Here is a 21380-nt window from a genome sequence, read left to right on the forward strand (position 1 = left end):
CCAAGGCGAAACGTCAGGGTCGCATTTTCATCGGCGGGCGGCGCAAAGGCAGGCGGCACCCGCCTGCAGCAGGGCCGCAAATTGAAGACGCTGGAGGCAAAAGCCTTCGATACGCTCGGTCTTTCTTCCAGCGCAAAGCAGGAAGACATAAAAAGGCGCTACAAGGAGCTTGTCAAAAAGCATCATCCTGATGCTAATGGTGGCGATCGTGGTTCGGAAGAGCGTTTTCGGGCTGTTGTTCAAGCATATCAATTGTTAAAGCAGTCAGGTTTCTGCTAAGCCAACTTACGTGTTTACCGCCTGATTGATGATGTGGCCGGGTGGCTGCCGCCCGCCTTGGAGACGTGATGAGCAAAATCGACCTTGATATTTCCAACCTGCCCGACACGACGGTGTCCGTGCGGGAGGTTTTCGGCATTGATACGGATCTGCGGGTCCCCGCCTATTCGCAAGGCGACGCCTATGTGCCTGACCTTGATCCCGACTATCTGTTCGACCGCGATACGACACTCGCGATCCTTGCCGGTTTTGCTCACAACCGACGTGTCATGGTCTCCGGTTTCCACGGCACCGGTAAGTCCACCCATATCGAGCAGGTGGCTGCCCGCCTCAATTGGCCCTGCGTGCGCGTCAACCTCGACAGCCACGTCAGCCGTATCGACCTCGTCGGCAAGGACGCCATCGTCCTGAAAGACGGCAAGCAGGTTACCGAATTCAAGGACGGCATTCTGCCCTGGGCCTACCAGCACAATGTCGCGCTCGTCTTCGACGAATATGATGCCGGCCGTCCGGATGTCATGTTCGTTATCCAGCGCGTGCTGGAATCCTCGGGCCGCCTGACCCTGCTCGACCAGAGCCGCGTCATCCGTCCTCACCCGGCATTCCGCATTTTCGCGACCGCCAACACGGTCGGCCTTGGCGATACGACGGGTCTTTACCACGGCACGCAGCAGATCAACCAGGCGCAGATGGACCGCTGGTCCATCGTCACGACGCTGAACTACCTGCCGCATGAGCAGGAAGTGAACATCATCGCCGCCAAGGTGAAGAGCCTCGACAATCCGAAGGGACGCGAAACCGTTTCCAAGATGGTGCGCGTGGCCGATCTCACCCGTTCGGCCTTCGTCAATGGCGATCTTTCCACCGTCATGAGCCCGCGTACCGTCATCACCTGGGCGGAAAATGCGGAAATCTTCGGCGATCTCGCCTTTGCCTTCCGTGTGACCTTCCTCAACAAGTGCGACGAGCTTGAGCGCACGCTGGTGGCCGAACAATATCAGCGGGCCTTTGGCGTCGAGCTGAAGGAAAGCGCTGCGAACATCGTTCTCAGCGCCTGATCGTCCCCGGCTTGTCCGGAGACGATTTCGATGACTTGAAGATGCCGGCAGACCGCGCACATATCGATGGGCGGTCTCCACGCGTCGGCAAATGACAGGAAAGACAATGGCAGCGCGCGGCGACAATTCCAGAGCAAAACCGGGTACGGCTGTTGATACGGAGCCGTTGCGTCAGGCGATTGCCGGATGTGTGCGATCCGTTGCCGGCGATGCCGAAGTCGAGGTCGTTTTCGCCAATGAGCGGCCGGGCCTTGCCGGTGAGCGTATGCGCCTGCCGGAAATCTCCAAGAAACCGACCGCACAGGAAATCGCGATCACCCGCGGCCTCGGTGATTCCATGGCGCTGCGCCTCGCCTGCCATGACGCCGACACCCATGCGGTGATGTCGCCGCAGGGCGCCGAAGCGCGGCTGATTTTCGACGCGGTTGAACAGGCGCGCGTGGAATCGATCGGCGCGCTGCGCATGCCGGGCATGGCCTCCAACATCCAGGCCATGAACACGGAAAAATACGCCAAGGCCAACTTCGCCGGCATCACGAACAAGGACGACGCGCCGCTCGCCGAAGCCGTGGCGCTTCTGGTGCGCGAGAAGCTGACGGGCGAAAAGCCGCCGGAAAGCGCCGGCAAGGTTGTCGATCTGTGGCGCGATTTCATCGAGGACAAGGCCGCCGGCGATCTCAAGGATCTCTCCAGCGTCATCACCGACCAGAAGGCGTTTTCGCGACTGGTGCGCAAGATGCTGACCTCCATGCAGATGGCGGAAGATTTCGGCGACGAGGATAACGAGCCTGACAGTCAGGAAGCGGAGTCCAACGAGGACCAGCCGCGCACCAACGAGACGGAAGAAGAGCAGGTCGAGGAAGAGGCCGGCTCGGACGCGACGCCCGCCGATGAAAACGAGGCCTCGCAGGAGGAAATGGAAGAAGGCGAGATGGACGGCGCCGAGATGTCGGACGAAGAAATGTCCGACGATCTCGACGAGGATTCCGAAACGCCCGGCGAGACCCGCCGCCCCAACAGCCCCTTCGACGACTTTAATGAAAAGGTCGATTATCGCATCTTCACGCAGGAATTCGACGAGGAAATCCACGCCGAGGAATTGTGTGACGAGGCCGAACTGGACCGTCTGCGCGCCTTCCTCGACAAGCAGCTCGCCCATCTTCAGGGTGCGGTCGGGCGCTTAGCGAACCGGCTTCAGCGCCGCCTGATGGCGCAGCAGAACCGTTCCTGGGACTTCGATCTGGAAGAGGGTTATCTCGATCCGGCTCGCCTCGTCAGGCTCATCATCGATCCCATGCAGCCGCTCTCCTTCAAGAAGGAACGCGACACCAAGTTCCGCGATACCGTCGTGTCGCTCGTCATCGACAATTCCGGTTCGATGCGCGGCCGGCCCATCACTGTTGCGGCCACCTGCGCGGATATTCTGGCGCGCACGCTGGAGCGCTCGGGCGTGAAGGTGGAAATTCTGGGTTTCACCACCAAGGCGTGGAAAGGCGGGCAATCGCGTGAGCAATGGCTGGCCAGCGGCAAGCCGGCTTCGCCCGGCCGTCTCAATGATCTGCGGCACATCATCTACAAATCGGCGGATGCCCCGTGGCGGCGCGCGCGACGCAATCTCGGCCTGATGATGCGGGAAGGCCTGCTGAAGGAAAACATCGACGGCGAGGCACTGATGTGGGCGCATAACCGCCTGATCGGCCGCCCCGAGCAGCGCAAGATCATGATGATGATCTCGGACGGTGCGCCGGTGGACGATTCGACCCTGTCGGTCAATCCGGGCAACTATCTGGAACGGCACCTGCGCGCCGTCATCGAGCAGATCGAGACACGGTCGCCGGTGGAACTGCTGGCAATCGGTATCGGCCATGACGTGACGCGTTATTATCGTCGCGCCGTGACCATTGTGGATGCCGACGAACTGGCGGGCGCGATGACCGAGCAGCTCGCAGCGCTCTTCGAGGATACGAGCAGCGCTTCCGGTTCGTCCCGCAGGGTTCGCCGTGCGGGATAAGCGGGGCCGGGTTTTCTCCGCCTGTAAAACGCTCTCAATGGCCGCCATTCTGGCGGCCGCATCGCTGTTCCCGGTTTCCATCGGCGCTTCGACCATCGATGTGCCGGTGAGTGCGCGTCTTCTGTCTTCTTTCGAAGTCGGCACCAGCGAGAAACGTTTCGGCAAGCTGGAATTTGTCGGCGGCATGGTAATGAGCGCGCCGGAAAAACTGTTCGGGGCCATATCCTCCATCCGCTTCCGCCCAAACGGGGAGGATTTCATTGCGGTGCTGGATACCGGCCATTGGCTGACGGGCAGAGTCACGCGTGACGCTGTCGGGGCGCTGTCTGGCCTTGCTGAAGTCCGTATCACCCCCATGCTGGACATGAGCGGCCGCGAACCGCCGCGCAAGATGGAGATGGATGCCGAAGGGCTGGCGCTGCGCGACGGCAAGGTTTTCGTCAGTTACGAACAACGTCACAGGATCGATATCTATCCCGATCCGGGCTTCGCCACCTCGAAACCGCTCGACCGCCTGCCGCATCTCATCCCCAATAACGAGTTGCGCCATAATGGCGGCATGGAGGCGCTTGCTGTATCGCCGGCCGATTCGCCGCTCGCCGGCGCTCTCGTCGTGGTGGCCGAAAAGAGCATCGATACGGACGGCAATCTTCTTGCCGCCATATTGGAAGGCCCGCTCAAGGGCACATTTGCCGTTACCCATCACCCCTCATTCGACGTGACTGATGGCGCTTTCCTGCCAAACGGCGATCTGCTGCTTCTCGAGCGGCGCTTCAACTTCGCCGAAGGTGTGGGCATGCGCATCCGCCGCATCCGCGGGGCGGATATCCGGCCGGGCGCGGTGGTGGATGGCGAAATCCTCATGGAAGCGGGCATGGCCTACCAGATCGACAATATGGAAGGCATGGATGTGGTGAAGGGGCCGGACGGTTCCACGCGCCTCATCATCGTTTCCGATGACAACCACTCGTTTCTCCAGCGCAATCTGATGCTGGAATTCAAGCTGGTGGAGTGAATATCAGGCCTGCTCCTGTGCCGCCTTGTAGGCAGCCAGGAGATCCTCGACCGGAATGCCGTCGATCTTCATGCCGGTCATTCGGCACGCCGTTATCTGCGCGCCGGAGAGGTTCGTGTTGCTCAGCTTCAGTCCGGTAAAATTGACGTCATCGATCGACCAGCCGGACATGTTGCTGTCCGTAAACGACGCACCGGAAAAGTTGATGTCATTGAAGCGTGTGCCGGCCAGATTGACATTGTCGAAGACCGTCCCCGACAGATTGACGTTATCGAAGCTGGAGCCCGAAAGCGTGGCGCTCGTCGCATCCACAATGTCGATAACGTCCTTGATCTGCATGCCGATCCGCCTCCGAGCTTTGCCACGGACGGCAGATTGCAACGCCACCCGTGGGTTTGCAAGCGTGATCTGATCATGCATCCCCCGGCCTCAAATCCCGCTGACGGAAAGTATCAGCTCGGTTTGACGGTGCCTGGCATGGGCTTCAGCGTGTTCATCAGCGCGCCATAAGGCAGCAGCATGACGAGGCCGACAAGGACCTTCACCGAAAGATCGCCCAGCGCCCAGGAAATCCACCGGGGGGCTTCCAGAGCGAAGATGCCGAGCAGCGGTGCGTTTTCGATGGCGAAGGCATCATTGGGGCCGACAAAGGAGAAGCTTGCTGCAAAGGCGATGGAGAAGAACAGAGCCGTATCCAGCACCGAGCCCAGCATCGAGCCGGCCAGCGGCGCATGCCACCAGCGCTGGCGGCGCAGGCGGTTGAACACGGAAATATCCAGCAGTTGGCCGATGAGATAGGCGGTGCCGGAAGCAACAGCGATGCGCGGGATGGATGTCCAGAAGGACAGCGTGACGCCGACGACGAAGCCCGCAAGCACGACGCGACGCGCGATGGACGGACCGAACTGGCGGTTGGTCAGATCGGTAACAAGGAACGCGATCGGATAGGTAAAGGCGCCCCAGGTCAGAAGGTCGCCGAGATTGACGCCGAACAACGAGCCGGAAAGCGGGTATTGCACCAGAATATTGGAAGCCACGACGACGAGCGTCATCAGCAGAACATAGATAAGCGTATAGCGCAGATAGGGCATTTTTTTATCCTGGGTGATGCCACCAGTTGGAGCCAAGCATCGGCGCGAAACGTCTCAAACGGTTTCCGCAAAACTCGATGCAACGAAAATCTAAAACAAACAAAAGGCTTGAGCGGCAAAAGCCATTCAAGCCCTCTGAATATCAGATGATGTCGAAACCGCTATTAAGCAGCTTCAGCAGTCTTCTTGGCGATCTGGCGGCGCAGGAGACGAGCGCGCATGCTCAGTTCGTTTTCGCCGGACTTCAGAAGGAAGGCATCGAGGCCGCCACGGTGTTCAACGGAGCGCAGAGCGGCTGCGGAAACACGCAGGCGGAAGCGCTGGCCGAGAGCATCGGAGATCAACGTGACCTGGCAGAGGTTCGGAAGGAACCGGCGCTTGGTCTTGTTGTTGGCGTGGCTGACGTTGTTGCCCGTCTGGACGCCCTTGCCGGTCAATTCGCATACACGGGACATGGTACACCTATTTCGTTTCGTCTGTTTCACCACTGGGTCGCCACCGGCAAAACCGGGGTGGCAATCCAACTGGCCATGATTGGAAAGTTGCGGTTCTATAGTCAGACGGGACTTAACAGTCAAGCCGCCCGCGAGCAAATCAAAGGAAATTCCGGCGTTTTCAACCGTCGTCCGCTTTTTTATTGCCACAAGTCAGCGTATATGATCGCCCGATAAGGCCGCTTCCGCGCCTCTTTTAAGGTGATATCGAAATGATTGCCAGAGGAAAAAGCATTTTCATGGCCGCTACCATGGCGCTTGCGGGTGTCTCCCCCTCGCTCGCCGCCGAAGCGCGCCACACAAGCGAATACAGCATCAATCTCGGCATTTTGCCGATTGCGCGGGCAAGTTTTTCGACTCGCATGGATGGGCCGAATTATTCGATCTCCGGTTCCTTCAGCGCCGCCGGCCTTGCCAGCATCCTCAAGGATATTTCCGGCAAGACGACGGTTTCCGGCGCCAAGCGCGGCCACCGGCTGCAGGCCAATGAATATTCGCTGGTCTACAAGGACGGCAAGCGGGTGCGCACCTATGACGTCGTCTATCGCAACGGCAACGTCACATCGACGACGGTGAAGCCTGAGCCTAAGGCGCGGCCGGACAACTGGGTTGACGTGAAGGACCGCGACCTGCGCTCGGTTCTCGATCCGATTTCCGGTCTCATCATTCCCGCCGGCGGCCGCATCTGCCCGACTCGCCTGCCGATCTATGACGGCGAATCGCGGCTTGACCTCGTTTTGAGCTCCAGCGGTACCAAGCCTTTCAAGACCAATGGTTTTAATGGCGACGCCATCGTCTGCAAGGCGCGTTATGTGCCGAAGTCGGGCTATCGGCAGGGACGCAAGGATATCGAATATCTGAAATCCATTTCGATGGAGATCTGGTTTGCGAAATCCAACAACATGGATGTCTATGCACCGGTTTACGCCATCATTCCGACGCGGGTGGGACAGGTCTACATTACCGCTACGAAATACGGCGGCTGACTGCTGGCGCATGGCGGGGTAAGTGACACGGCGGTGCGGTTCGGTTCTTCTCCCCGCCGGGGAGAAGAAACAAGTGGCATCCGCTCATTCCGCCGGCATTGCTCTGAGAATTACGGCGCATCGCCCGGCGACCAGCCGGGTTCCGCCATGACGAAGCTCGAAAAGGCAAAGCCCGGCGAGACGGTGCAGCCGACGAGGGTGAAATCGCCGAGGCTTTCGGCCGATTGCCAGCAGTTGGCGGGAACGATCACCTGCGGGCGCTCGCCTTCCAGAATGGCGGGGCCGAGCGTGAAGGTCTGCACCTCTCGGCCGTCCTGCGAAAGATGCAGCGCGATCGGCGCGCCGGCATAATAGTGCCAGACCTCGACCGCATCGGTGACCCGATGCCAGTGCGAGCGATCGCCCTTTTCCAGGAGATAATAGATCGCCGTGGAGTGGCCGCGCTCGCCGCCGGCCTTGTCACGGAAAGTCTGGTGGTAAAAACCGCCCTCGGGATGTGGCTCCAGCCCCAGTTCACGAATGATCGCCTGCGCCGATATATCGGTTGCCATCAGAAATTGTCCTTGCGCGTGCGGATTTCCGCGAAGACGTCGGCATCGGTGGCGCTTTCCAGGCCAAGATATTTGCGGATGCCGGGATCGGCCACCCGCATATAGGGATTGGTCTGTTTTTCGAGCCCGATGCTGGTGGGAATGGTGAATTCATTCGCCTCCCGCGCCTTTTCCACCTGCTCCGCGCGGTCGCGCAGCACGGTATTGTCGGGATCGACGGTCAAGGCGAAACGGGCATTCGTCAGCGTATATTCATGGCCGAAATAGACCTTGGTCTCATCCGGCAGGGCAATGAGTTTCTGGAAGGAGTGCCACATATCCGCCGCCGGACGTTCGAACAGGCGGCCGCAGCCCATGGCGAACAGCGTATCGGCGGCAAACAGCAGCCCGTCATCCGGCATATAATAACAGATATGTCCCGCCGTATGACCGGGTGTGGCGATGATCTGAACGCGGCGACCGGCGAATTCGAATTCGTCGCCATCGGCCTGCGAGCGGTCGAGCCCGGGTATTGCAACAGCCTCATCATAGGGACCGTGAATTTCGCACTGAAACTTGTCCTTCAGCGCCAGATTGGCTTCCACGTGGTCCTGATGATGATGGGTGGTGAAAATATGGGTGAGCTTCCAGCCGTGGCCGTCGAGAGCATGCAGGATAGGGCCTTCTTCCGGGGCGTCGATGGCGGCGGTCGCTCCGCTTTCGGGGTCATGCAGGAGAACCCCGAAATTGTCGCTGCGGCAAAGAAAGACGTCTATTTCCAAAGGTTTCATCTTATCCTCTCCATTTGCCGGCCAAAACCGGCGCATTCGCCCGCCTGACCTTCAATGTAAGGGCAGACGCCTTGAAGTCCAACCGCCTGATGCTACATTCTCGCCATGAATACCGATATCGTCGATCTGCGCGAATTCTATCATTCTCCGCTTGGCCGTTCGGCCGAGCAGGCGATCACCATGGCGCTTTCGACGCTGTGGCCGCCTTTGCCGGAAGAGCGGCTGGTTGGGCTGGGTTATGCCGTGCCGTTTCTGGAGCGGTTCCGCCACGATACGGAGCGCACCTTCGCCTTCATGCCGGCGGGGCAGGGGGCGGTGAACTGGCCGGCGGGCGAGCTTTCCTCCACCGCGCTGGTGTTCGATGAAGAACTGCCGCTGCCTGATTCGTCGATAGACCGGGTCCTGATGGTGCATGCACTGGAATTTGCCGAAAATCCGCGCGAAAGCCTCAAGGAACTGTGGCGGGTGCTGGCGCCGGGTGGCCGCCTCGTCATCGTGGTACCGAACCGGCGCGGTGTCTGGGCACGCATGGAACATACGCCCTTCGGTTCCGGAAGGCCTTATTCGCGCGGGCAGCTGACGGCGCTTTTGCGCGAAACCAATTTCACACCGGGCGCCTCCGCCGAGGCGCTGTTCTTCCCGCCGACCACAAGCCGGCCGGTGCTGAAATTCCGTCGTTATCTCGAGCATACCGGTCGTCGGCTGTGGCCGCTATTTTCCGGTGTCATCGTGGTGGAAGCGCAAAAACGCCTCTATCAGGGATTGCCTGTCACGCAGCGTGCTTCGCGTCGGGTTTTCGTGCCGGTTCTGGCGCCGCAGGGGGTGCCCACCACCCGCGCCGCCGTGCAGCAGGGAAAGCCGGGCTAACCCTCGACAAAACGCACATTCCGGTCTAATGCCTGCGGCATTGCTTTTGCCGGTTTCCCCGGCGCTTTTCCAAAGGTCGATCAAATGAGTGCAGAGCTTAGCCAACCTGTTCCGCGTCCGGGTATTCTGGATATCGCTGCTTATGTTCCCGGCAAGGAACATGTGGACGGTGTTGCGAAGGTTTATAAGCTCTCCTCCAATGAAACGCCGCTTGGGCCCAGCCCGAAAGCCATAGAGGCCTTCGGCACCGCGGCCAGCCATCTGGAAATCTATCCGGACGGACAGGCGATTGCGCTGCGCCAGGCGATTGCCGACGTGCACGGTCTCAACATTGCGAATATCATGTGCGGCAACGGTTCGGACGAGCTGCTCGGCATGCTTTGCCACGTCTATCTGGGCGCGGGCGATGAGGCGATCATCACCGAACATGGTTTCCTCGTCTACAAGATCCAGATCATGGGCGCGGGCGCGACCCCGGTGACGGTGAAGGAAAAGGACTGCGCGGTGGACGTGGATGCGATCCTCGCCGCCGTGACGCCGAAGACGAAGATGGTTTTCGTCGCCAATCCCGGCAATCCCACCGGCACCTATGTTCCCGTTGCGGAAATCCGCCGCCTGCAGGCCAGCCTGCCGAAACATGTCGTGCTGGTGCTGGATGCGGCCTATGCCGAATATGTCCGCAAGAACGACTACGAGGCCGGGCTTGAGCTGGTATCCGGCAACCGCAACGTGGTGATGACCCGCACCTTCTCGAAGGTCTATGGTCTCGCCGCCCTGCGCGTCGGCTGGATGTATGGTCCCGCCGCCATCATCGATGCGCTGAACCGCGTGCGCGGCCCATTCAACATGAGCGCGCCGGCCATTGCTGCCGGTGCCGCTGCGATCCGCGATCAGGCCTTCGTAGAGAAGGCCGTGGCGCATAACGCGCTGTGGATGGAAAAGCTGGTCACGGCCTTTACCGGCCTTGGTCTCATCGTCACACCATCCGTCACTAACTTCATCCTCATCCATTTCCCGGATCAGGACGGCAAGCGGGCAACGGATGCCGACGAGTTCCTGAGCCGCCGCGGTTATATTCTGCGTGCAGTGCGCGGTTACGGCTTCCCGAATGCGCTGAGAATGACCGTCGGTTCTGAAGAGGCCAATCTCGGCGTCATCGCTGCTCTTACCGAGTTCATGGGGCAGGCGTGATGGCTGAGATCATGTTTGAACGCATCGCGCTGATTGGCATCGGCCTGATCGGCTCGTCGATTGCCCGCGATATCAGGGAACTGGGTCTTGCCCGCCATGTGACGATTTCCACCCGCAGCGAAGACACGCTGAAACGGGCGGAAGAACTGGCGCTCGGCACGGATTACACCGTTTCAGCGGCGGAGGCGGTCAAGGATGCCGATCTCGTCATCGTCTCGGTGCCTGTTGGTGCATCGGAAAGCGTGGCGCAGCAGATCGCGCCGCATCTGAAACCGGGCGCTATTGTCACCGATGTCGGCTCCACCAAGGCCTCGGTTATCGCGCAGATGGCCCCGCATATGCCTGACAATGTGCATTTCATTCCCGGCCATCCGATCGCGGGTACGGAAAAATCCGGCCCGGATGCCGGTTTTGCGGGTCTTTTCCGTGACCGCTGGTGCATCTTCACGCCGTTGCCCGGCACGGATGCGGCGGCGCTGGAAAAGCTGAAGGATTTCTGGCGGGCGCTCGGTTCCCGTGTCGATGAAATGGATGCCGAACACCATGACAAGGTTCTGGCGATCGTTTCGCATCTGCCGCACATCATTGCTTACAATATCGTCGGCACGGCGGATGATCTGGAGACGGTGACCGAATCGGAAGTCATCAAATATTCCGCCTCCGGTTTTCGCGATTTCACCCGTTTGGCCGCCTCCGACCCCACCATGTGGCGGGATGTCTGCCTGCACAACAAGGATGCCATCCTTGAAATGCTGGCGCGGTTTTCCGAAGACCTCGCCTCCCTGCAAAGGGCGATCCGCTGGGAGGAGAGCGACAAGCTGTTCGAGTTGTTTTCCCGCACTCGCGCCATCCGTCGCTCTATCGTGCAGGCCGGTCAGGATGTCGATGCGCCGGACTTCGGGCGTCATGCGCTGGATCAGAAGAAGTAAGGCGCATTTCGCTTATAGTCGTGGTGGGATTTGATCCGGCCCATAACGCCCGCCGGCAAAGTGCCAAAGCCTCCCCGTCGTCATCCTCGGGCTTGACCCGAGGATCCACGATCCGACGCGCATGGATCCTCGGGTCAAGCCCGAGGATGACGTCGAGTATAAATCAATCCCTCAGATCGGCGGAATCTTTCCAAGCGGGATAAAGCCGCTGACCGTGGCGCGGCCGCGGTCCACCACGAGATCGACGGACGCCCGGTCACCACCTCCGGCGAGCGCGCCGAGCAGCTTGCGGGCCGTATCGATGGTGGATTGCAGCTGCGGAAAGGCCTGCTTGGCATTATCAGACCATGAGCCGAGCTTTTCGATCTCAAGCTTGAACTGGCCGGAGAGATAGCCCTCATTGTCGAAAGAGAAGGGGCCGCTGATGCGCATGGTGCGGCCCTCGCCAATATCGGCCACCAGACGGCGAAGCTCGCCGCTTGCGCCATAGAGACCTGACTTGTCGCTGCCATCCACCATGCCTGCCTTGCCCGCGAGCGTGACATCAACGATGGCATCGAGGCGGGGAAGAACCTGCGGCCAGTCCTTGATGACGGTCGCCGAATCGGTGAGCGTGATTGCGCCGTCGAGATCGGCCCCGTTCTGGCGCAGATGCATTTCCGTCTTGACGGCATCAAAATCGATGGTCTGGCCGGTGACCGAGGAAACCGCCTGCGCCTTCAGTCCGTCGATGACGAGCGAGCTGCGGTCAATGCCCTTCAGTTTGGTGACGATGCTGGACTGCATGTTCTTCCAGGCAGCCGAAATCGTCAGGCCGTGGGCGGAACGGATTTCCGCGGGCGAATCGAGTTCCCAGACGATATGGCCGGGATTATAGACCTGCGCCGCCGAGCGAAGTTCGCCGAAGGAAGCGGAAACGCCGTTCTGGCTGTCATCCACCGTCACCTTCGAGCAGAAGAGGCCGATGCGGAAGGGATAACCCTTGAAGGCGATATCGCCGCATTCCCCGCTGACGCTGCGGGCCTGCGAAGGAGAAATGACGTTCAGCACCGTCTGTTTCAGCCTGTCGGCGGCATAAAACCACCCGGCAGTGTAAAGTCCGATGACCACCACAATGGCGATGGCGAGCCAGAGGAATTTTTTGGCCGTGCCGGATTGGCTTGACGCTGCCATATTGATCTCCGATGAACAGACTTCAGGGAATTTTGATTTGGCTTGGGATATGGACGATTTTTGGGTCTTTGGCTACGGTTCGTTGATGTGGAACCCCGGCTTTGCCTTCGAGGAAAGGCAGCAGGCGCGGCTGCACGGTTATCGGCGCTCGCTCTGCATCAGTTCCAACTTCTACAGAGGTACGGAAGAAGAGCCCGGTCTCGTTCTCGGTCTGGAGCGCGGCGGCTCCTGCCTCGGCGTCGCCTTCCGCGTGCGCGGACAGGACCGCGACCCCGTGATGGTCTATCTGCGCGAGCGCGAACTGGTGACCAATGTCTACAAGGAGCGGATGGTTTCCATCGCACTGTCAGATGGCAGGCGCGGCAGCGCCGTGACCTATGTGGCCGACCCCGCGCATGAGCAATATATCGGCGGGCTCGGCGTTGCCGAATCGGCGACCATCGTCGCGGCGGCAACGGGCCGGTCCGGGCCGAATACGGATTATGTCTTCAACACCGTGCAGCATCTGCAGGAGATGGGCATTCGCGACTCCCTGCTGGAGAGCATTGCCAAAAATGTCGGCACGCTCGCCGCTCAGCCGGCCGTGGTTTCCTTGCCCTGAAGTTCGGCGATCCGCTTCACTGCGGTCGGCGGCAGCGGCAGGTGGGGATTGTTGCGCACGGTTTCCAGCAGCAATTCGTCGCTCGCCTTTTCCGTCACATCGATCAGACGCTTGAAGAACACATCGGGGTCCAACCCCGGCTCGATGGCCGGCAGGATACGCACCTTGAAATGGCCGGGATAGCGCATCGTGGAACGGCGCGGCCAGAACAGGCCGGGATGCATGGCAACGGGAATGACCGGCACCTGCAGATCGCGGTAAAGCCGGGCGATACCGTAACGATATTCAGGCTCGGCGCCCGGCGGGCGGCGCGTGCCTTCGGGATAGATGATGAGTTCGCGGCCGGCGGCCATTTCCTCTTTCGCCCGCTCCATGACCTTCAGCATCACCTTGCCGCGTGCGGCGCGGTTGACCGGTATCATGCGCTGTTTCATCACATACCAGCCGAACAGCGGAATCCACATCAACTCCCGCTTCAGAATGTAAACGGGGTCCGGCAGATTGGGTAGCAGCGCATAGGTATCCCAGAAGGACTGGTGCTTCGGCGCAAAGATGCAGCCGGTCTCGGGAATGTTCTCCAGCCCCTCGATCTCGAAGGTGGTGCCGACGATGGTTTTCATCAGCCAATGGTTGGACCGCGCCCAATTCTTGGGAATTTCGAATGCGATCTTGCGGGGCAGGATGAAATAGATCGGCGTCAGCACAATCATGCGGACAATCAGGTTGAGATAAAACAGCGTATTGAAAAGAAAAGAGCGCAGCTTGAGCATCAACAGCCTTCCCGGGATGCAGCCGTTCCGAAACTTTGAGCGCCTCGATGCCGGATGCCGATGCCAGACGCCTACACGAAAACAAGGGGCCGCAGCAAGGGTGTTCTCGCGGGTCAGGGCGAAGCGGTCGCCACCTTCGGGGTGGAGTGGTCGGCGGCTGCCTTGCGCAGCCCGTCGCCCTTGCCGAAGCCGGTGAGGTCGCGCCCGGCCGCAGCCACGAACTTCAGATATTCGTAGAGCATGGTTCTCACCACATCCGGCTCCACGAACCAGTTGGTGCGGGCGAGATCGGCGCTGATGACGGGATAGGCGATGAATTCCGTCTGCGGGCTGGCGCTGCGCAATTCATGCAGGCTGCGATGCATATGATAATTATTGGTGACGACGACGATGGAGGAATAGTTGTGGTCACGTATCCAGCTTGCCGCCTCATTGGCGTTGCCGATCGTGTCGATGGCCTTGTAGCCCATATCCACACAGCAGGAGAACATGTCGGATGACCCTTGAGTCATCTTGCGAATCTGCGAGCGGGTGGTGGCGGGGTTGACGCCTGATATCAAAAGCCGCTTGCCCACGCCGTCCCTGAGCAGGCCGACCGCCTGTTCGATACGCTGATAGCCGCCGGTGAGCACAATGATGGCGTCGCCTCTCGCCCCTTCCGGCGGGCGCATGGAGGCGACGGAATCGGCAAACCACAGGAAGCCGCCTGAAAAAACACCAAGAAGAACGACGCAGAGCAGGATGAAGCCGCGAATAAAACGGCGCAAAGGACCACGCCGCGACAACAGGCCCTTTCTGGCCGGCCGCGCCGTCGTCTGATCCTGGTCCATCCGACTCACAAACATTCCTCCTGAATACTCGCCGATTAAGGCAAGGAACAGGCATTTTTGTCCACCGTCTGCAGGTTACATCCGGCCTGTGACGTTTCAGTTTTACCGCAGGAGTCCGGTGGTATCCTCACGACGCGAGGCCGTCACTTTTCGATGGATCGGAGCGGACGCGGTCAATATCATCGATGGTGCGGATAACGGTCATGCGCGCCGTGATGGTGGTGAGAAGCGCGATGATGATCATCGTCATGGCGATGCCGAGATAACCGCCGAGTCCGACCGAAAACGAGCCAAAAAGCGCGCTTGCCTGATCGCTTTGCGGTGTGGCGACCGTGCTGGATTGCCAGAAGCCGGCGACCAGGAACACGGCGGCCGCCAGTGCGCTGCCTGCCGCTGCCCCCTTGAGGCTGATCTTCAGGAAGTGCTTCTGGAATTCGCGCGCCACGAAGCTGCTTTCGGCACCGACGAAATGCAGCACCTCCACAATATGCCGGTTGCCGGAAAGCGCGCCGCGCGTGGCGAACACCACCGTCAGCACCATGGCCGTGAAAACGAGGATGAGGACGCCGACGCCGATCATGACGGTGGTTCTGGCCATGGAGACCAGCCTGTCGACCCAGGTGCGGTGATCGTCGAGAAATGCCTGCGGGATTTCCGCTTTCAGCATATCCCGCATGGCTTGGAAATCGGGCGGATTGCTTTCATCGATGGTGATGACGACGAGACGCGGAATGGGAAGTTCGGAAAGGTCGAGACCGCTGCCGAGCCATGGTTCCAGCAGGCGCGATGTCGCTGCATCGTCGAGGATCGTGCCATCCCGCGTGCCGACAAAGGTGAGCGCCAGATTACGCGCCTTGTTCAGCGCCGCATTCATGTCCAGCCCGTCCTCGGGCTTGATCTGAATGGTGATCTCGCGGGAAATCTGGCTTTGCCAGGTGGCGGCGGTGGCGCGTACCATGGAGACCGCGCCGAGCGTCAGACAGGCAAGGAAGGCCATGATGGCGATCACCACCATCAGCGCATTGCCCTGAATGTTGGAGGGCGGCAGGATGGGCGCCATCGGGCGGATGCGCATGGGCGGGCGCTTCGGCTGCGCGGCTTCCGGTTTCAGCTGTTTGCGGTTGATCTCATTCATAGATATCGAGCCGCCCTTCGGTGAGGATCATCCGGCGCGCATCGATCTGGTCCATCAGGCCAAAATCATGGGTGGCGATGACAACGGCCGTGCCCAGCCGGTTGAGCTCCAGGAAGAGGTTGAGCAGGCGTTTGGCCATGGGCGGATCGACGTTGCCGGTCGGTTCGTCGGCCAGCAATATTTCCGGCTGGTCCATCAGCGCGCGGGCAATGGCGGCGCGCTGCTTTTCCCCGCCGGAAAGAATGGCGGGCAGCACATTGATACGCTCGCCGAGCCCGACCCATTTCAGAAGCTCGATCACGTCGTTGCGATAGGCGCTCTCTTCCTTGCCGCGCACACGCAGCGGCAGGGCGACATTCTCATAGGTCGTGAGATGATCGAGCAGCCGGAAATCCTGAAACACGATGCCGACACGGCGGCGCAGCATCGGCAGCTCACTGCGCGGAATGCGCGACACATCGCGGTTGAACATGCGGATATTGCCGCGCGTCGGCTGCAGCGACATCAAAAGCAGGCGCAGAAGCGTCGTCTTGCCGGCGCCCGACGGGCCGGTCAGAAACTGGAATGACCCCTTGGGAATGTCGAAGGTCATATCCCTCAGGATCTCGGGTCCCATGCCGTAACGCAACCCGACATTTTCGAAATGGATCAACGGACTTCCAGTCTCTTCGTTTCGTGGTGGTTCGCAAGCCGCTGGCGCGTTGGGTTCGGTGTCGGGGGTTAACCCGGATCCGGTGACCCGTGCGAGCCGTTTTTGCGAAGCATTAACCAATTAAATTTAAAACTTGGCAGGATTCGTTGCAATGCCCAGTTTTGCGGGCCGGAAAACCTGACCGGGGAATTCTATGGCTATGTTCCGTTCATCTCGCCGGCAAGCGGCATTCGATTTTGACCTCCTGATGCCGGAAACGCCGGTGCGCCGCGCGGCGCGGGCGGCAAATCCCGACCGCGACGTGGTAGACGCTGAATTTGTCACCATCAAGGAAAACCGTGCGCGCCAGCCCGGAAATGACAATCGTGGCGCAGCGCGCCGGCAGGCTGTAAAGCCGCCCGTTACCCTCCCCATGCTGGGCCTCGCCTTCATCGGCTGGGTGGATCGCAGATTGTCGCGCCTTTCGGCGGATGCCTATTCGGCACTGGTGGCTGGCCTCGCTATTTTTGTCTTCGTATGCTCGGGTGGTCTCTCGGTCGTAGTACCGGAAAAGACGGCCGCCGCGGCCCCGGTCAGCCCGCTCGCCATTTCCCATGTTACCGTGACCCCGCAGGAAGCGGGCGGCATGGATATTCTGCTCATCAACGGCATCGTGGAAAACAATGGCGGCAATCTGGAAGAGGTGCCGGCCCTTCGCGCCGATCTCTTCGCCGCCAAGGGGCAGCTGGTGGCCAGCATGGTCATCGAGCCGCCGGTGAAAGAGATGCAGCCCGGTTTCAGCCACGGTTTTTCGGCAAAACTGCGCCATCCCGGTGGAAAAACGCCCGAGATCAAGCTTTCCTTCGTCGAGGCGGGTGCGTCCGAACGCTGACTGTGCTAACGCCTGTCTTCTATTTTTACTGAAAGGTAAAATCGGCAAGGCGCAGCACAGGAGTAAGAATGCCCGTCGTCCGTGGAAAAAATATCGAGCCGCTTTATACCGCCGAGCAGATCGCCGAGCGCAATCGCGACATGGCCAAGCACATTGCCAGCGGCCCGACCAAGGATTTGCTGGTCATTGCCGTGCTCAAGGGATCGTTCATTTTCGCGGCCGATCTTATCCGCGCGCTGCATGACAGCGGCCTTGCGCCCGAAGTCGAATTCATCACGCTGTCGAGCTACGGCACCGGCACGGTTTCGCAGGGCGTGAAGATCGTCAAGGATATCGACAGCGACGTGAAGGACCGTGATGTGCTCCTGATCGACGATATTCTCGAATCCGGCCGCACGCTGCGTTTCGCCAAGGAACTGCTCTACGAGCGCGGCGCGCGCCACGTCACCATCGCCGTGCTGCTCGACAAGAAGGTGAAGCGCAAGGAAGATCTGGAGGCCGACTATGTCGGTTTCGAATGTCCAGATTATTTCGTCGTGGGTTACGGCATGGACGTGGCCTATGCCTTCCGCGAACTGCCTTTCGTCGGCGTCGTGACCGGCGACGCCTGACTACTTCTCCAGTGCCGGAACGGCGCAGGGCGGAGACGCCTCATTAACCATTCACCCAGCCAAAGCCTGGGTGTTTACCTCTTGAAAAGAGGAGCCTGCGATGTTGCTCACGGCTGGAAATGATGCCCAGGAGCAATGATTGATGGCGAAGATTCTGATTACCGAAGATGAGGATGCATTGCGGGCTTTTGTCGCCCGCGCCCTGCGTCTCGACGGTCACGAGACCCATGAGGCGGCAGACGGCGAGCAGGGGCTGGAGAAGCTCCAGGAAACCAGTTTCGATCTTCTTCTTTCGGATATCCGCATGCCGGTCATGGATGGCATCGAGCTGGCGCACCGCGCCGCCGAAAGCTTCCCGGCCATGCGCATTTTGTTGATGACCGGTTATGCCGAACAGCGCGAACGCGCCGACGATCTGGCCGAAAAGATTGTCGATGTGGTTTCCAAACCCTTCGCGCTTCCCGATATCCGCAAGGCTGTCGCCCGTGCGCTCGCGGCGTGAGCGAAGGTTATAGAAATTTGAAAAGGGCGGCCGTCGGGCCGCCTTTTTTGTTGACCAGACTTACCCGATGGTCTTACCGCTTCCACTTCCGTCATCCCGGCCTTGAGCCGGGATCCAGCCAGCCCAAGTCCTTGGGCTGAAAAGAGTCGTCTCGCCGCGCAGACGCGCGTCTGCTGGATGCCGGATCAAGTCCGGCATGACCGAGAAACTTTACCCTTTAAAACTGGCTGTAGTGGAGCGCACGGAGTAAACCGGGCATGCGCCTCACTTGATATCCAGCAACCGCTCCAGATAACGCCGCTCGATTTCCCCCGGCGGGTTGTTGCCGAGCTTTTCACGGATAGCCTCGAGAATTTCGCGGGCACGCTGAACGTCGATCTCGTCAGGCACCTTCACCTGATCGCCGAAATCCGGGCCGGTGGTGCTGCGCGGACGGCCGAGCGGGTCGCGACCGTTCTGGCCACCCTGTCCGGCCATGCCTTCCTGACCTTGCCCGGGCTGCTGACCCTGCTGGCGCATGGCCTGCATGATCTGGCCCATCATGTCCTGCGCGCCCTGTCGCAGCGCGTTCAGCGCATTGCCCTGGCCTTCGACAGCCTGTTCGCCCTGGCCCTTGCCCAGCGCCTCGCCGGCGCCCTGCATTTCCTGCTGCGCCTTGCCGAAGTTTTCGCCCGGTTCCATGCCGAGATCACGAAGACCCTGCTGCAATTCGCCGAGCTGCTTGCCGAGTGCATCCTGCTGGGCCCGCAGGTTTTTCAGCGCTTCGCGCAATTGTTCCGCAGTCATCTGGTCAGACTGTTGCTGCCCACCCTGCTGTCCATTTTCGCCCTGTTGGCCCTGCTGTCCCTGTTGCGGCGGCTGGCCGTTCTCGCCCATCTGCTGGTCGTCTTCGCTTTCGCCGCCCTGCTGCGGGTCGCCGCGCTGCATGCGGTCGCGCAGCGCCTGATCGAGCTTGAAAGTCTCGTCCATCAGCTTTTGCTGCTGCTGCAGGATTTCGCCCAGCTTGTCGATCTGCTGGCGCATCTTGCTGCTTTGCTGCTGCCCCTGCTGGCCCTGACGCTGCGGCCTGCCTGCCTGCAGATTGTTCATCATGCGCTGCAGCTGCGAGAGCATTTCCTGCGCCGCGTCGCGGTTGCCGGAGCGGGCGAGGTTCTCGATCTGGTTCATCATGTTTTCCAGATCGCGCTGGCGCAGCACGTTCTGCGCCTGCTGGTTCATGTTGGCTTGCGGCGCGTTCTGCATGCGCTGCGCAAGCTCGTTCATGAATTGTTGCATCGCTTCCCGCAGTTCCTGCATCAGCTTGGCGACCTCCTCGTCGGAGGCATTGCGCTGCAACGCTTCCGAAAGCGCGGTCTGCGCATCGCGCAGGCGTTTTTCTGCCTGCGAAAGATCGCCATCCTCAATGCCGAGTGCGATTTCCCAGAGGTAATCAGCCGTATCCTTCAGCATCTCCTCATTATAGGCGAGCCGCATGCGGGTCTGCGCCGATTGCAGCAGGAGATAATGCGTGGTGTTGGGAATGGTCTCTTCCGGGCGCAGGCCTACCGCCTCGTTATAGGCGATGGCCTTCGGCATCTGGCGCGTGTCCAGTGAGAAAATCTGCCGCTGTTCGGCGATGGAGGCCGCCAGCGGTTCGGAGAAGTTACGGCCCGGCAGCACCATTTCATGCGCGGGGCTGCGGCCGGTCTGGCCGGCACCGTCGGTCGCCACAAGCGTGATGCGCACGCGCTTGCCCGCCATCGGATGTTCGGTCAGGTTGCGGCTGGTCAGGCCCTTGATTTCGCGATTGTTCTGCCGCGGTAGATCGAGCTTGAATTCCGGCGCCGGGTAAAGTGCGGTTGCGCCTTCCGCTACGCCAAGCGGCTCGATGATCGCATGGGCTTCCTTCAGGCCGTAATCGTCTTTGGCCGTGAAGCCCACTTCCAGCGCGCCGTTGACGGCCCGGCGCGGCATGTTGTCGAAGGCGATGCTGGGCGGCTGGTCGGGAATGACGTTGAAGACCCATTGCTCGCCATTGGCGGTAATCATGCCGCTTTCGGTGACATCCATAGCGAAGGTGCGCGGCGCGACGGCCTGATCCGCCGAACGCACCGGCGCCTGAACGGCGACCTCGCCGCTTGCACTGTCGGCGCGCGCTGCTTCCGGTGCAAGCTTCTGCAATGCGCCTGCCATTTCCGGTTCGAAGGTCACCTCCTCGCCGCCATCGCCGCCGGTCATGCGGATCGTCAGCTTGGAGGATTGCGGCACGGAAACCGCGTCGCGGTTGGTTGCGTCACGTCCGGTCAGGAAAATCGGTGCGCGGCCGGTATAAGCGGGCGGCGTGACCCAGGCATCGAGACGAATATCCGGATTGAGCGGACCGACGACCGGCCGGCTGCGGAAAGCATCGGCAACGGTGCCCGCGCCGTTGGAATAGGAAAAACCGAAAGCAGTGACCAGAAGCAGTGCCGGAATGGCGCGCAGCGCCAGCCGGTCATAACGGGCGATATCGGGTTTCGGCAGGCCGGCATTGAGCGCGGCGATGCGCTCCGCCATGCGAATCTGGTGTTCTTTCCAGAGTGTGCGGGAAAATGGTGTGTCAAAGGCAGGTTCGTCTTCCTGCACGCCGACTGGCTGGTGCGCGAGACCGTTCCGATCCTCTAGGAGGCGCGACGCATCATTATCCGTCGGCCATTTCAGCCTGAGGATCGGCAGAAGCGTGGCGATAAAACTGAAAACCAGCACAAAAACGATGCCAAGCCGCAGGAAATCCGGCATGTGCCGGTAAAGGCCGAACCAGGCGAGCGCCAGAAATACGGCGGCGATGGAGAGCGGCCACAGGGTTTTCGGTGCGATTTTCTCGCAGAGCAGCACGATTTTCGCGAAGAAGCGCTTGGCGGCAACCAGACGGGCAAGGTCCGGCCGCTGCGCGAATGCGCCGGTCGGGCGCTTTCTGCCTGTCCTGTCCTCTCCGGTTGTGGTCATCAATCCGTTCTCCCGGTTCTGGCCACGTC

At 60.5% G+C, this 21380-nt stretch carries 23 protein-coding genes; 12 read left to right on the forward strand and 11 right to left on the reverse strand.

Annotation, left to right across the window (positions count from 1 at the left end; all coding sequences use genetic code 11):
* The 4 genes from DA915_RS20805 to DA915_RS20820 all read left to right on the forward strand — a co-directional run.
* The coding region (locus tag DA915_RS20805; RefSeq protein WP_153064593.1) for a J domain-containing protein at positions 1-279 on the forward strand (279 nt) is incomplete at its 5' end.
* A gap of 68 nt (positions 280-347) precedes the next feature.
* Positions 348-1337: a cobaltochelatase subunit CobS gene (cobS, locus tag DA915_RS20810; RefSeq protein WP_003509875.1), complete on the forward strand. Its 990-nt coding sequence runs from the start codon at positions 348-350 to the stop codon at positions 1335-1337.
* Between the two features lie 106 nt (positions 1338-1443).
* Positions 1444-3348 (forward strand): cobaltochelatase subunit CobT, encoded by a 1905-nt coding sequence (gene cobT / locus DA915_RS20815; RefSeq protein ID WP_026364031.1) that lies wholly within the window; start codon positions 1444-1446, stop codon positions 3346-3348.
* 37 nt (positions 3349-3385) lie between these two features.
* Complete coding sequence (locus DA915_RS20820; protein WP_162729103.1) at positions 3386-4363, forward strand: esterase-like activity of phytase family protein; 978 nt, start codon at positions 3386-3388, stop codon at positions 4361-4363.
* 3 nt (positions 4364-4366) lie between these two features.
* Here the strand turns inward: DA915_RS20820 and DA915_RS20825 are convergent, their stop codons facing one another.
* The 3 genes from DA915_RS20825 to rpmB form a co-directional block, all read right to left on the reverse strand.
* Positions 4367-4702 carry a pentapeptide repeat-containing protein gene (locus DA915_RS20825; RefSeq protein WP_107677189.1) on the reverse strand — a complete coding sequence of 112 codons (336 nt, stop codon included), beginning with the start codon at positions 4700-4702 and terminating at the stop codon, positions 4367-4369.
* A 113-nt stretch (positions 4703-4815) separates the two neighbouring features.
* Positions 4816-5454, reverse strand: coding sequence for a queuosine precursor transporter (locus DA915_RS20830; protein ID WP_107677190.1), 639 nt, complete (start codon positions 5452-5454; stop codon positions 4816-4818).
* A gap of 164 nt (positions 5455-5618) precedes the next feature.
* Positions 5619-5909, reverse strand: coding sequence for a 50S ribosomal protein L28 (gene rpmB, locus DA915_RS20835; protein ID WP_003509888.1), 291 nt, complete (start codon positions 5907-5909; stop codon positions 5619-5621).
* Positions 5910-6160: 251 nt separating this feature from the next.
* Between rpmB and DA915_RS20840 the strand changes: the two genes are divergently transcribed.
* Positions 6161-6934 (forward strand): DUF3108 domain-containing protein, encoded by a 774-nt coding sequence (locus DA915_RS20840; RefSeq protein WP_003509889.1) that lies wholly within the window; start codon positions 6161-6163, stop codon positions 6932-6934.
* Positions 6935-7044: 110 nt separating this feature from the next.
* Here DA915_RS20840 and DA915_RS20845 read toward each other — a convergent pair whose 3' ends face one another.
* Both DA915_RS20845 and gloB read right to left on the reverse strand, forming a co-directional pair.
* Positions 7045-7485: a cupin domain-containing protein gene (locus DA915_RS20845; RefSeq protein ID WP_003509890.1), complete on the reverse strand. Its 441-nt coding sequence runs from the start codon at positions 7483-7485 to the stop codon at positions 7045-7047.
* A complete protein-coding gene (gene gloB / locus DA915_RS20850; protein ID WP_107677191.1) occupies positions 7485-8255 on the reverse strand; it encodes a hydroxyacylglutathione hydrolase in 771 nt (256 codons plus the stop codon). The genes DA915_RS20845 and gloB overlap by 1 nt, the downstream gene beginning before the upstream one ends.
* A 105-nt stretch (positions 8256-8360) precedes the next feature.
* Between gloB and DA915_RS20855 the strand changes: the two genes are divergently transcribed.
* From DA915_RS20855 to DA915_RS20865, 3 genes are all read left to right on the forward strand, one after another.
* Positions 8361-9122 carry a class I SAM-dependent methyltransferase gene (locus DA915_RS20855; protein ID WP_107677192.1) on the forward strand — a complete coding sequence of 254 codons (762 nt, stop codon included), beginning with the start codon at positions 8361-8363 and terminating at the stop codon, positions 9120-9122.
* Positions 9123-9206: 84 nt separating this feature from the next.
* A complete protein-coding gene (gene hisC, locus DA915_RS20860) occupies positions 9207-10313 on the forward strand; it encodes a histidinol-phosphate transaminase (protein WP_107677193.1) in 1107 nt (368 codons plus the stop codon).
* Positions 10313-11242: a prephenate/arogenate dehydrogenase family protein gene (locus DA915_RS20865; protein ID WP_107677194.1), complete on the forward strand. Its 930-nt coding sequence runs from the start codon at positions 10313-10315 to the stop codon at positions 11240-11242. The genes hisC and DA915_RS20865 overlap by 1 nt, the downstream gene beginning before the upstream one ends.
* Before the next feature lie 171 nt (positions 11243-11413).
* Here the strand turns inward: DA915_RS20865 and DA915_RS20870 are convergent, their stop codons facing one another.
* Positions 11414-12415, reverse strand: coding sequence for a DUF2125 domain-containing protein (locus tag DA915_RS20870; protein ID WP_003509897.1), 1002 nt, complete (start codon positions 12413-12415; stop codon positions 11414-11416).
* A 49-nt stretch (positions 12416-12464) separates the two neighbouring features.
* Between DA915_RS20870 and DA915_RS20875 the strand changes: the two genes are divergently transcribed.
* Complete coding sequence (locus DA915_RS20875) at positions 12465-13016, forward strand: gamma-glutamylcyclotransferase (protein WP_107677195.1); 552 nt, start codon at positions 12465-12467, stop codon at positions 13014-13016.
* On the opposite strand, the gene DA915_RS20880 is transcribed toward DA915_RS20875, so the two are convergent.
* The 4 genes from DA915_RS20880 to ftsE all read right to left on the reverse strand — a co-directional run bounded on the left by DA915_RS20880 (position 12989) and on the right by ftsE (position 16403).
* On the reverse strand, positions 12989-13786 hold the full coding sequence (locus DA915_RS20880) for a 1-acyl-sn-glycerol-3-phosphate acyltransferase (protein WP_003509902.1): 798 nt from the start codon (positions 13784-13786) through the stop codon (positions 12989-12991). The genes DA915_RS20875 and DA915_RS20880 overlap by 28 nt on opposite strands.
* 113 nt (positions 13787-13899) lie before the next feature.
* Positions 13900-14616, reverse strand: a complete 717-nt coding sequence (locus DA915_RS20885) for a YdcF family protein (protein WP_003509916.1) — start codon at positions 14614-14616, stop codon at positions 13900-13902.
* A 127-nt stretch (positions 14617-14743) separates the two neighbouring features.
* Entirely contained in the window at positions 14744-15751 is a 1008-nt protein-coding gene (locus tag DA915_RS20890) for an ABC transporter permease (protein WP_003509918.1), read from the reverse strand.
* Positions 15744-16403, reverse strand: a complete 660-nt coding sequence (ftsE, locus tag DA915_RS20895; RefSeq protein WP_003497447.1) for a cell division ATP-binding protein FtsE — start codon at positions 16401-16403, stop codon at positions 15744-15746. Before ftsE ends, DA915_RS20890 begins: the two co-directional genes overlap by 8 nt.
* Before the next feature lie 199 nt (positions 16404-16602).
* Between ftsE and DA915_RS20900 the strand changes: the two genes are divergently transcribed.
* The 3 genes from DA915_RS20900 to DA915_RS20910 all read left to right on the forward strand — a co-directional run bounded on the left by DA915_RS20900 (position 16603) and on the right by DA915_RS20910 (position 18387).
* Entirely contained in the window at positions 16603-17274 is a 672-nt protein-coding gene (locus DA915_RS20900; protein ID WP_107677196.1) for a DUF3426 domain-containing protein, read from the forward strand.
* Between the two features lie 68 nt (positions 17275-17342).
* Positions 17343-17885 carry a hypoxanthine phosphoribosyltransferase gene (hpt, locus tag DA915_RS20905; RefSeq protein WP_080864771.1) on the forward strand — a complete coding sequence of 181 codons (543 nt, stop codon included), beginning with the start codon at positions 17343-17345 and terminating at the stop codon, positions 17883-17885.
* A gap of 142 nt (positions 17886-18027) precedes the next feature.
* Positions 18028-18387 carry a response regulator gene (locus tag DA915_RS20910; RefSeq protein WP_003509924.1) on the forward strand — a complete coding sequence of 120 codons (360 nt, stop codon included), beginning with the start codon at positions 18028-18030 and terminating at the stop codon, positions 18385-18387.
* A gap of 264 nt (positions 18388-18651) precedes the next feature.
* Here the strand turns inward: DA915_RS20910 and DA915_RS20915 are convergent, their stop codons facing one another.
* On the reverse strand, positions 18652-21351 hold the full coding sequence (locus DA915_RS20915; RefSeq protein ID WP_107677197.1) for a TIGR02302 family protein: 2700 nt from the start codon (positions 21349-21351) through the stop codon (positions 18652-18654).
* Positions 21352-21380 lie beyond the last annotated feature (29 nt).

Source organism: Agrobacterium sp. LAD9, from assembly GCF_003031125.1.
In the GTDB taxonomy this organism is placed as follows: Bacteria; Pseudomonadota; Alphaproteobacteria; order Rhizobiales; family Rhizobiaceae; genus Agrobacterium; species Agrobacterium radiobacter.

Bases quoted from the DNA above. Each gene is read 5' to 3' on its own strand.
- cobS (WP_003509875.1), top strand. From the start codon at position 348: ATGAGCAAAATCGACCTTGATATTTCCAACCTGCCCGACACGACGGTG.
- cobT (WP_026364031.1), top strand. From the start codon at position 1,444: ATGGCAGCGCGCGGCGACAATTCCAGAGCAAAACCGGGTACGGCTGTT.
- DA915_RS20820 (WP_162729103.1), top strand. From the start codon at position 3,386: ATGGCCGCCATTCTGGCGGCCGCATCGCTGTTCCCGGTTTCCATCGGC.
- DA915_RS20825 (WP_107677189.1), bottom strand. From the start codon at position 4,702: ATGCAGATCAAGGACGTTATCGACATTGTGGATGCGACGAGCGCCACG.
- DA915_RS20830 (WP_107677190.1), bottom strand. From the start codon at position 5,454: ATGCCCTATCTGCGCTATACGCTTATCTATGTTCTGCTGATGACGCTC.
- rpmB (WP_003509888.1), bottom strand. From the start codon at position 5,909: ATGTCCCGTGTATGCGAATTGACCGGCAAGGGCGTCCAGACGGGCAAC.
- DA915_RS20840 (WP_003509889.1), top strand. From the start codon at position 6,161: ATGATTGCCAGAGGAAAAAGCATTTTCATGGCCGCTACCATGGCGCTT.
- DA915_RS20845 (WP_003509890.1), bottom strand. From the start codon at position 7,485: ATGGCAACCGATATATCGGCGCAGGCGATCATTCGTGAACTGGGGCTG.
- gloB (WP_107677191.1), bottom strand. From the start codon at position 8,255: ATGAAACCTTTGGAAATAGACGTCTTTCTTTGCCGCAGCGACAATTTC.
- DA915_RS20855 (WP_107677192.1), top strand. From the start codon at position 8,361: ATGAATACCGATATCGTCGATCTGCGCGAATTCTATCATTCTCCGCTT.
- hisC (WP_107677193.1), top strand. From the start codon at position 9,207: ATGAGTGCAGAGCTTAGCCAACCTGTTCCGCGTCCGGGTATTCTGGAT.
- DA915_RS20865 (WP_107677194.1), top strand. From the start codon at position 10,313: ATGGCTGAGATCATGTTTGAACGCATCGCGCTGATTGGCATCGGCCTG.
- DA915_RS20870 (WP_003509897.1), bottom strand. From the start codon at position 12,415: ATGGCAGCGTCAAGCCAATCCGGCACGGCCAAAAAATTCCTCTGGCTC.
- DA915_RS20875 (WP_107677195.1), top strand. From the start codon at position 12,465: ATGGACGATTTTTGGGTCTTTGGCTACGGTTCGTTGATGTGGAACCCC.
- DA915_RS20880 (WP_003509902.1), bottom strand. From the start codon at position 13,786: ATGCTCAAGCTGCGCTCTTTTCTTTTCAATACGCTGTTTTATCTCAAC.
- DA915_RS20885 (WP_003509916.1), bottom strand. From the start codon at position 14,616: ATGGACCAGGATCAGACGACGGCGCGGCCGGCCAGAAAGGGCCTGTTG.
- DA915_RS20890 (WP_003509918.1), bottom strand. From the start codon at position 15,751: ATGAATGAGATCAACCGCAAACAGCTGAAACCGGAAGCCGCGCAGCCG.
- DA915_RS20900 (WP_107677196.1), top strand. From the start codon at position 16,603: ATGTTCCGTTCATCTCGCCGGCAAGCGGCATTCGATTTTGACCTCCTG.
- hpt (WP_080864771.1), top strand. From the start codon at position 17,343: ATGCCCGTCGTCCGTGGAAAAAATATCGAGCCGCTTTATACCGCCGAG.
- DA915_RS20910 (WP_003509924.1), top strand. From the start codon at position 18,028: ATGGCGAAGATTCTGATTACCGAAGATGAGGATGCATTGCGGGCTTTT.
- DA915_RS20915 (WP_107677197.1), bottom strand. From the start codon at position 21,351: ATGACCACAACCGGAGAGGACAGGACAGGCAGAAAGCGCCCGACCGGC.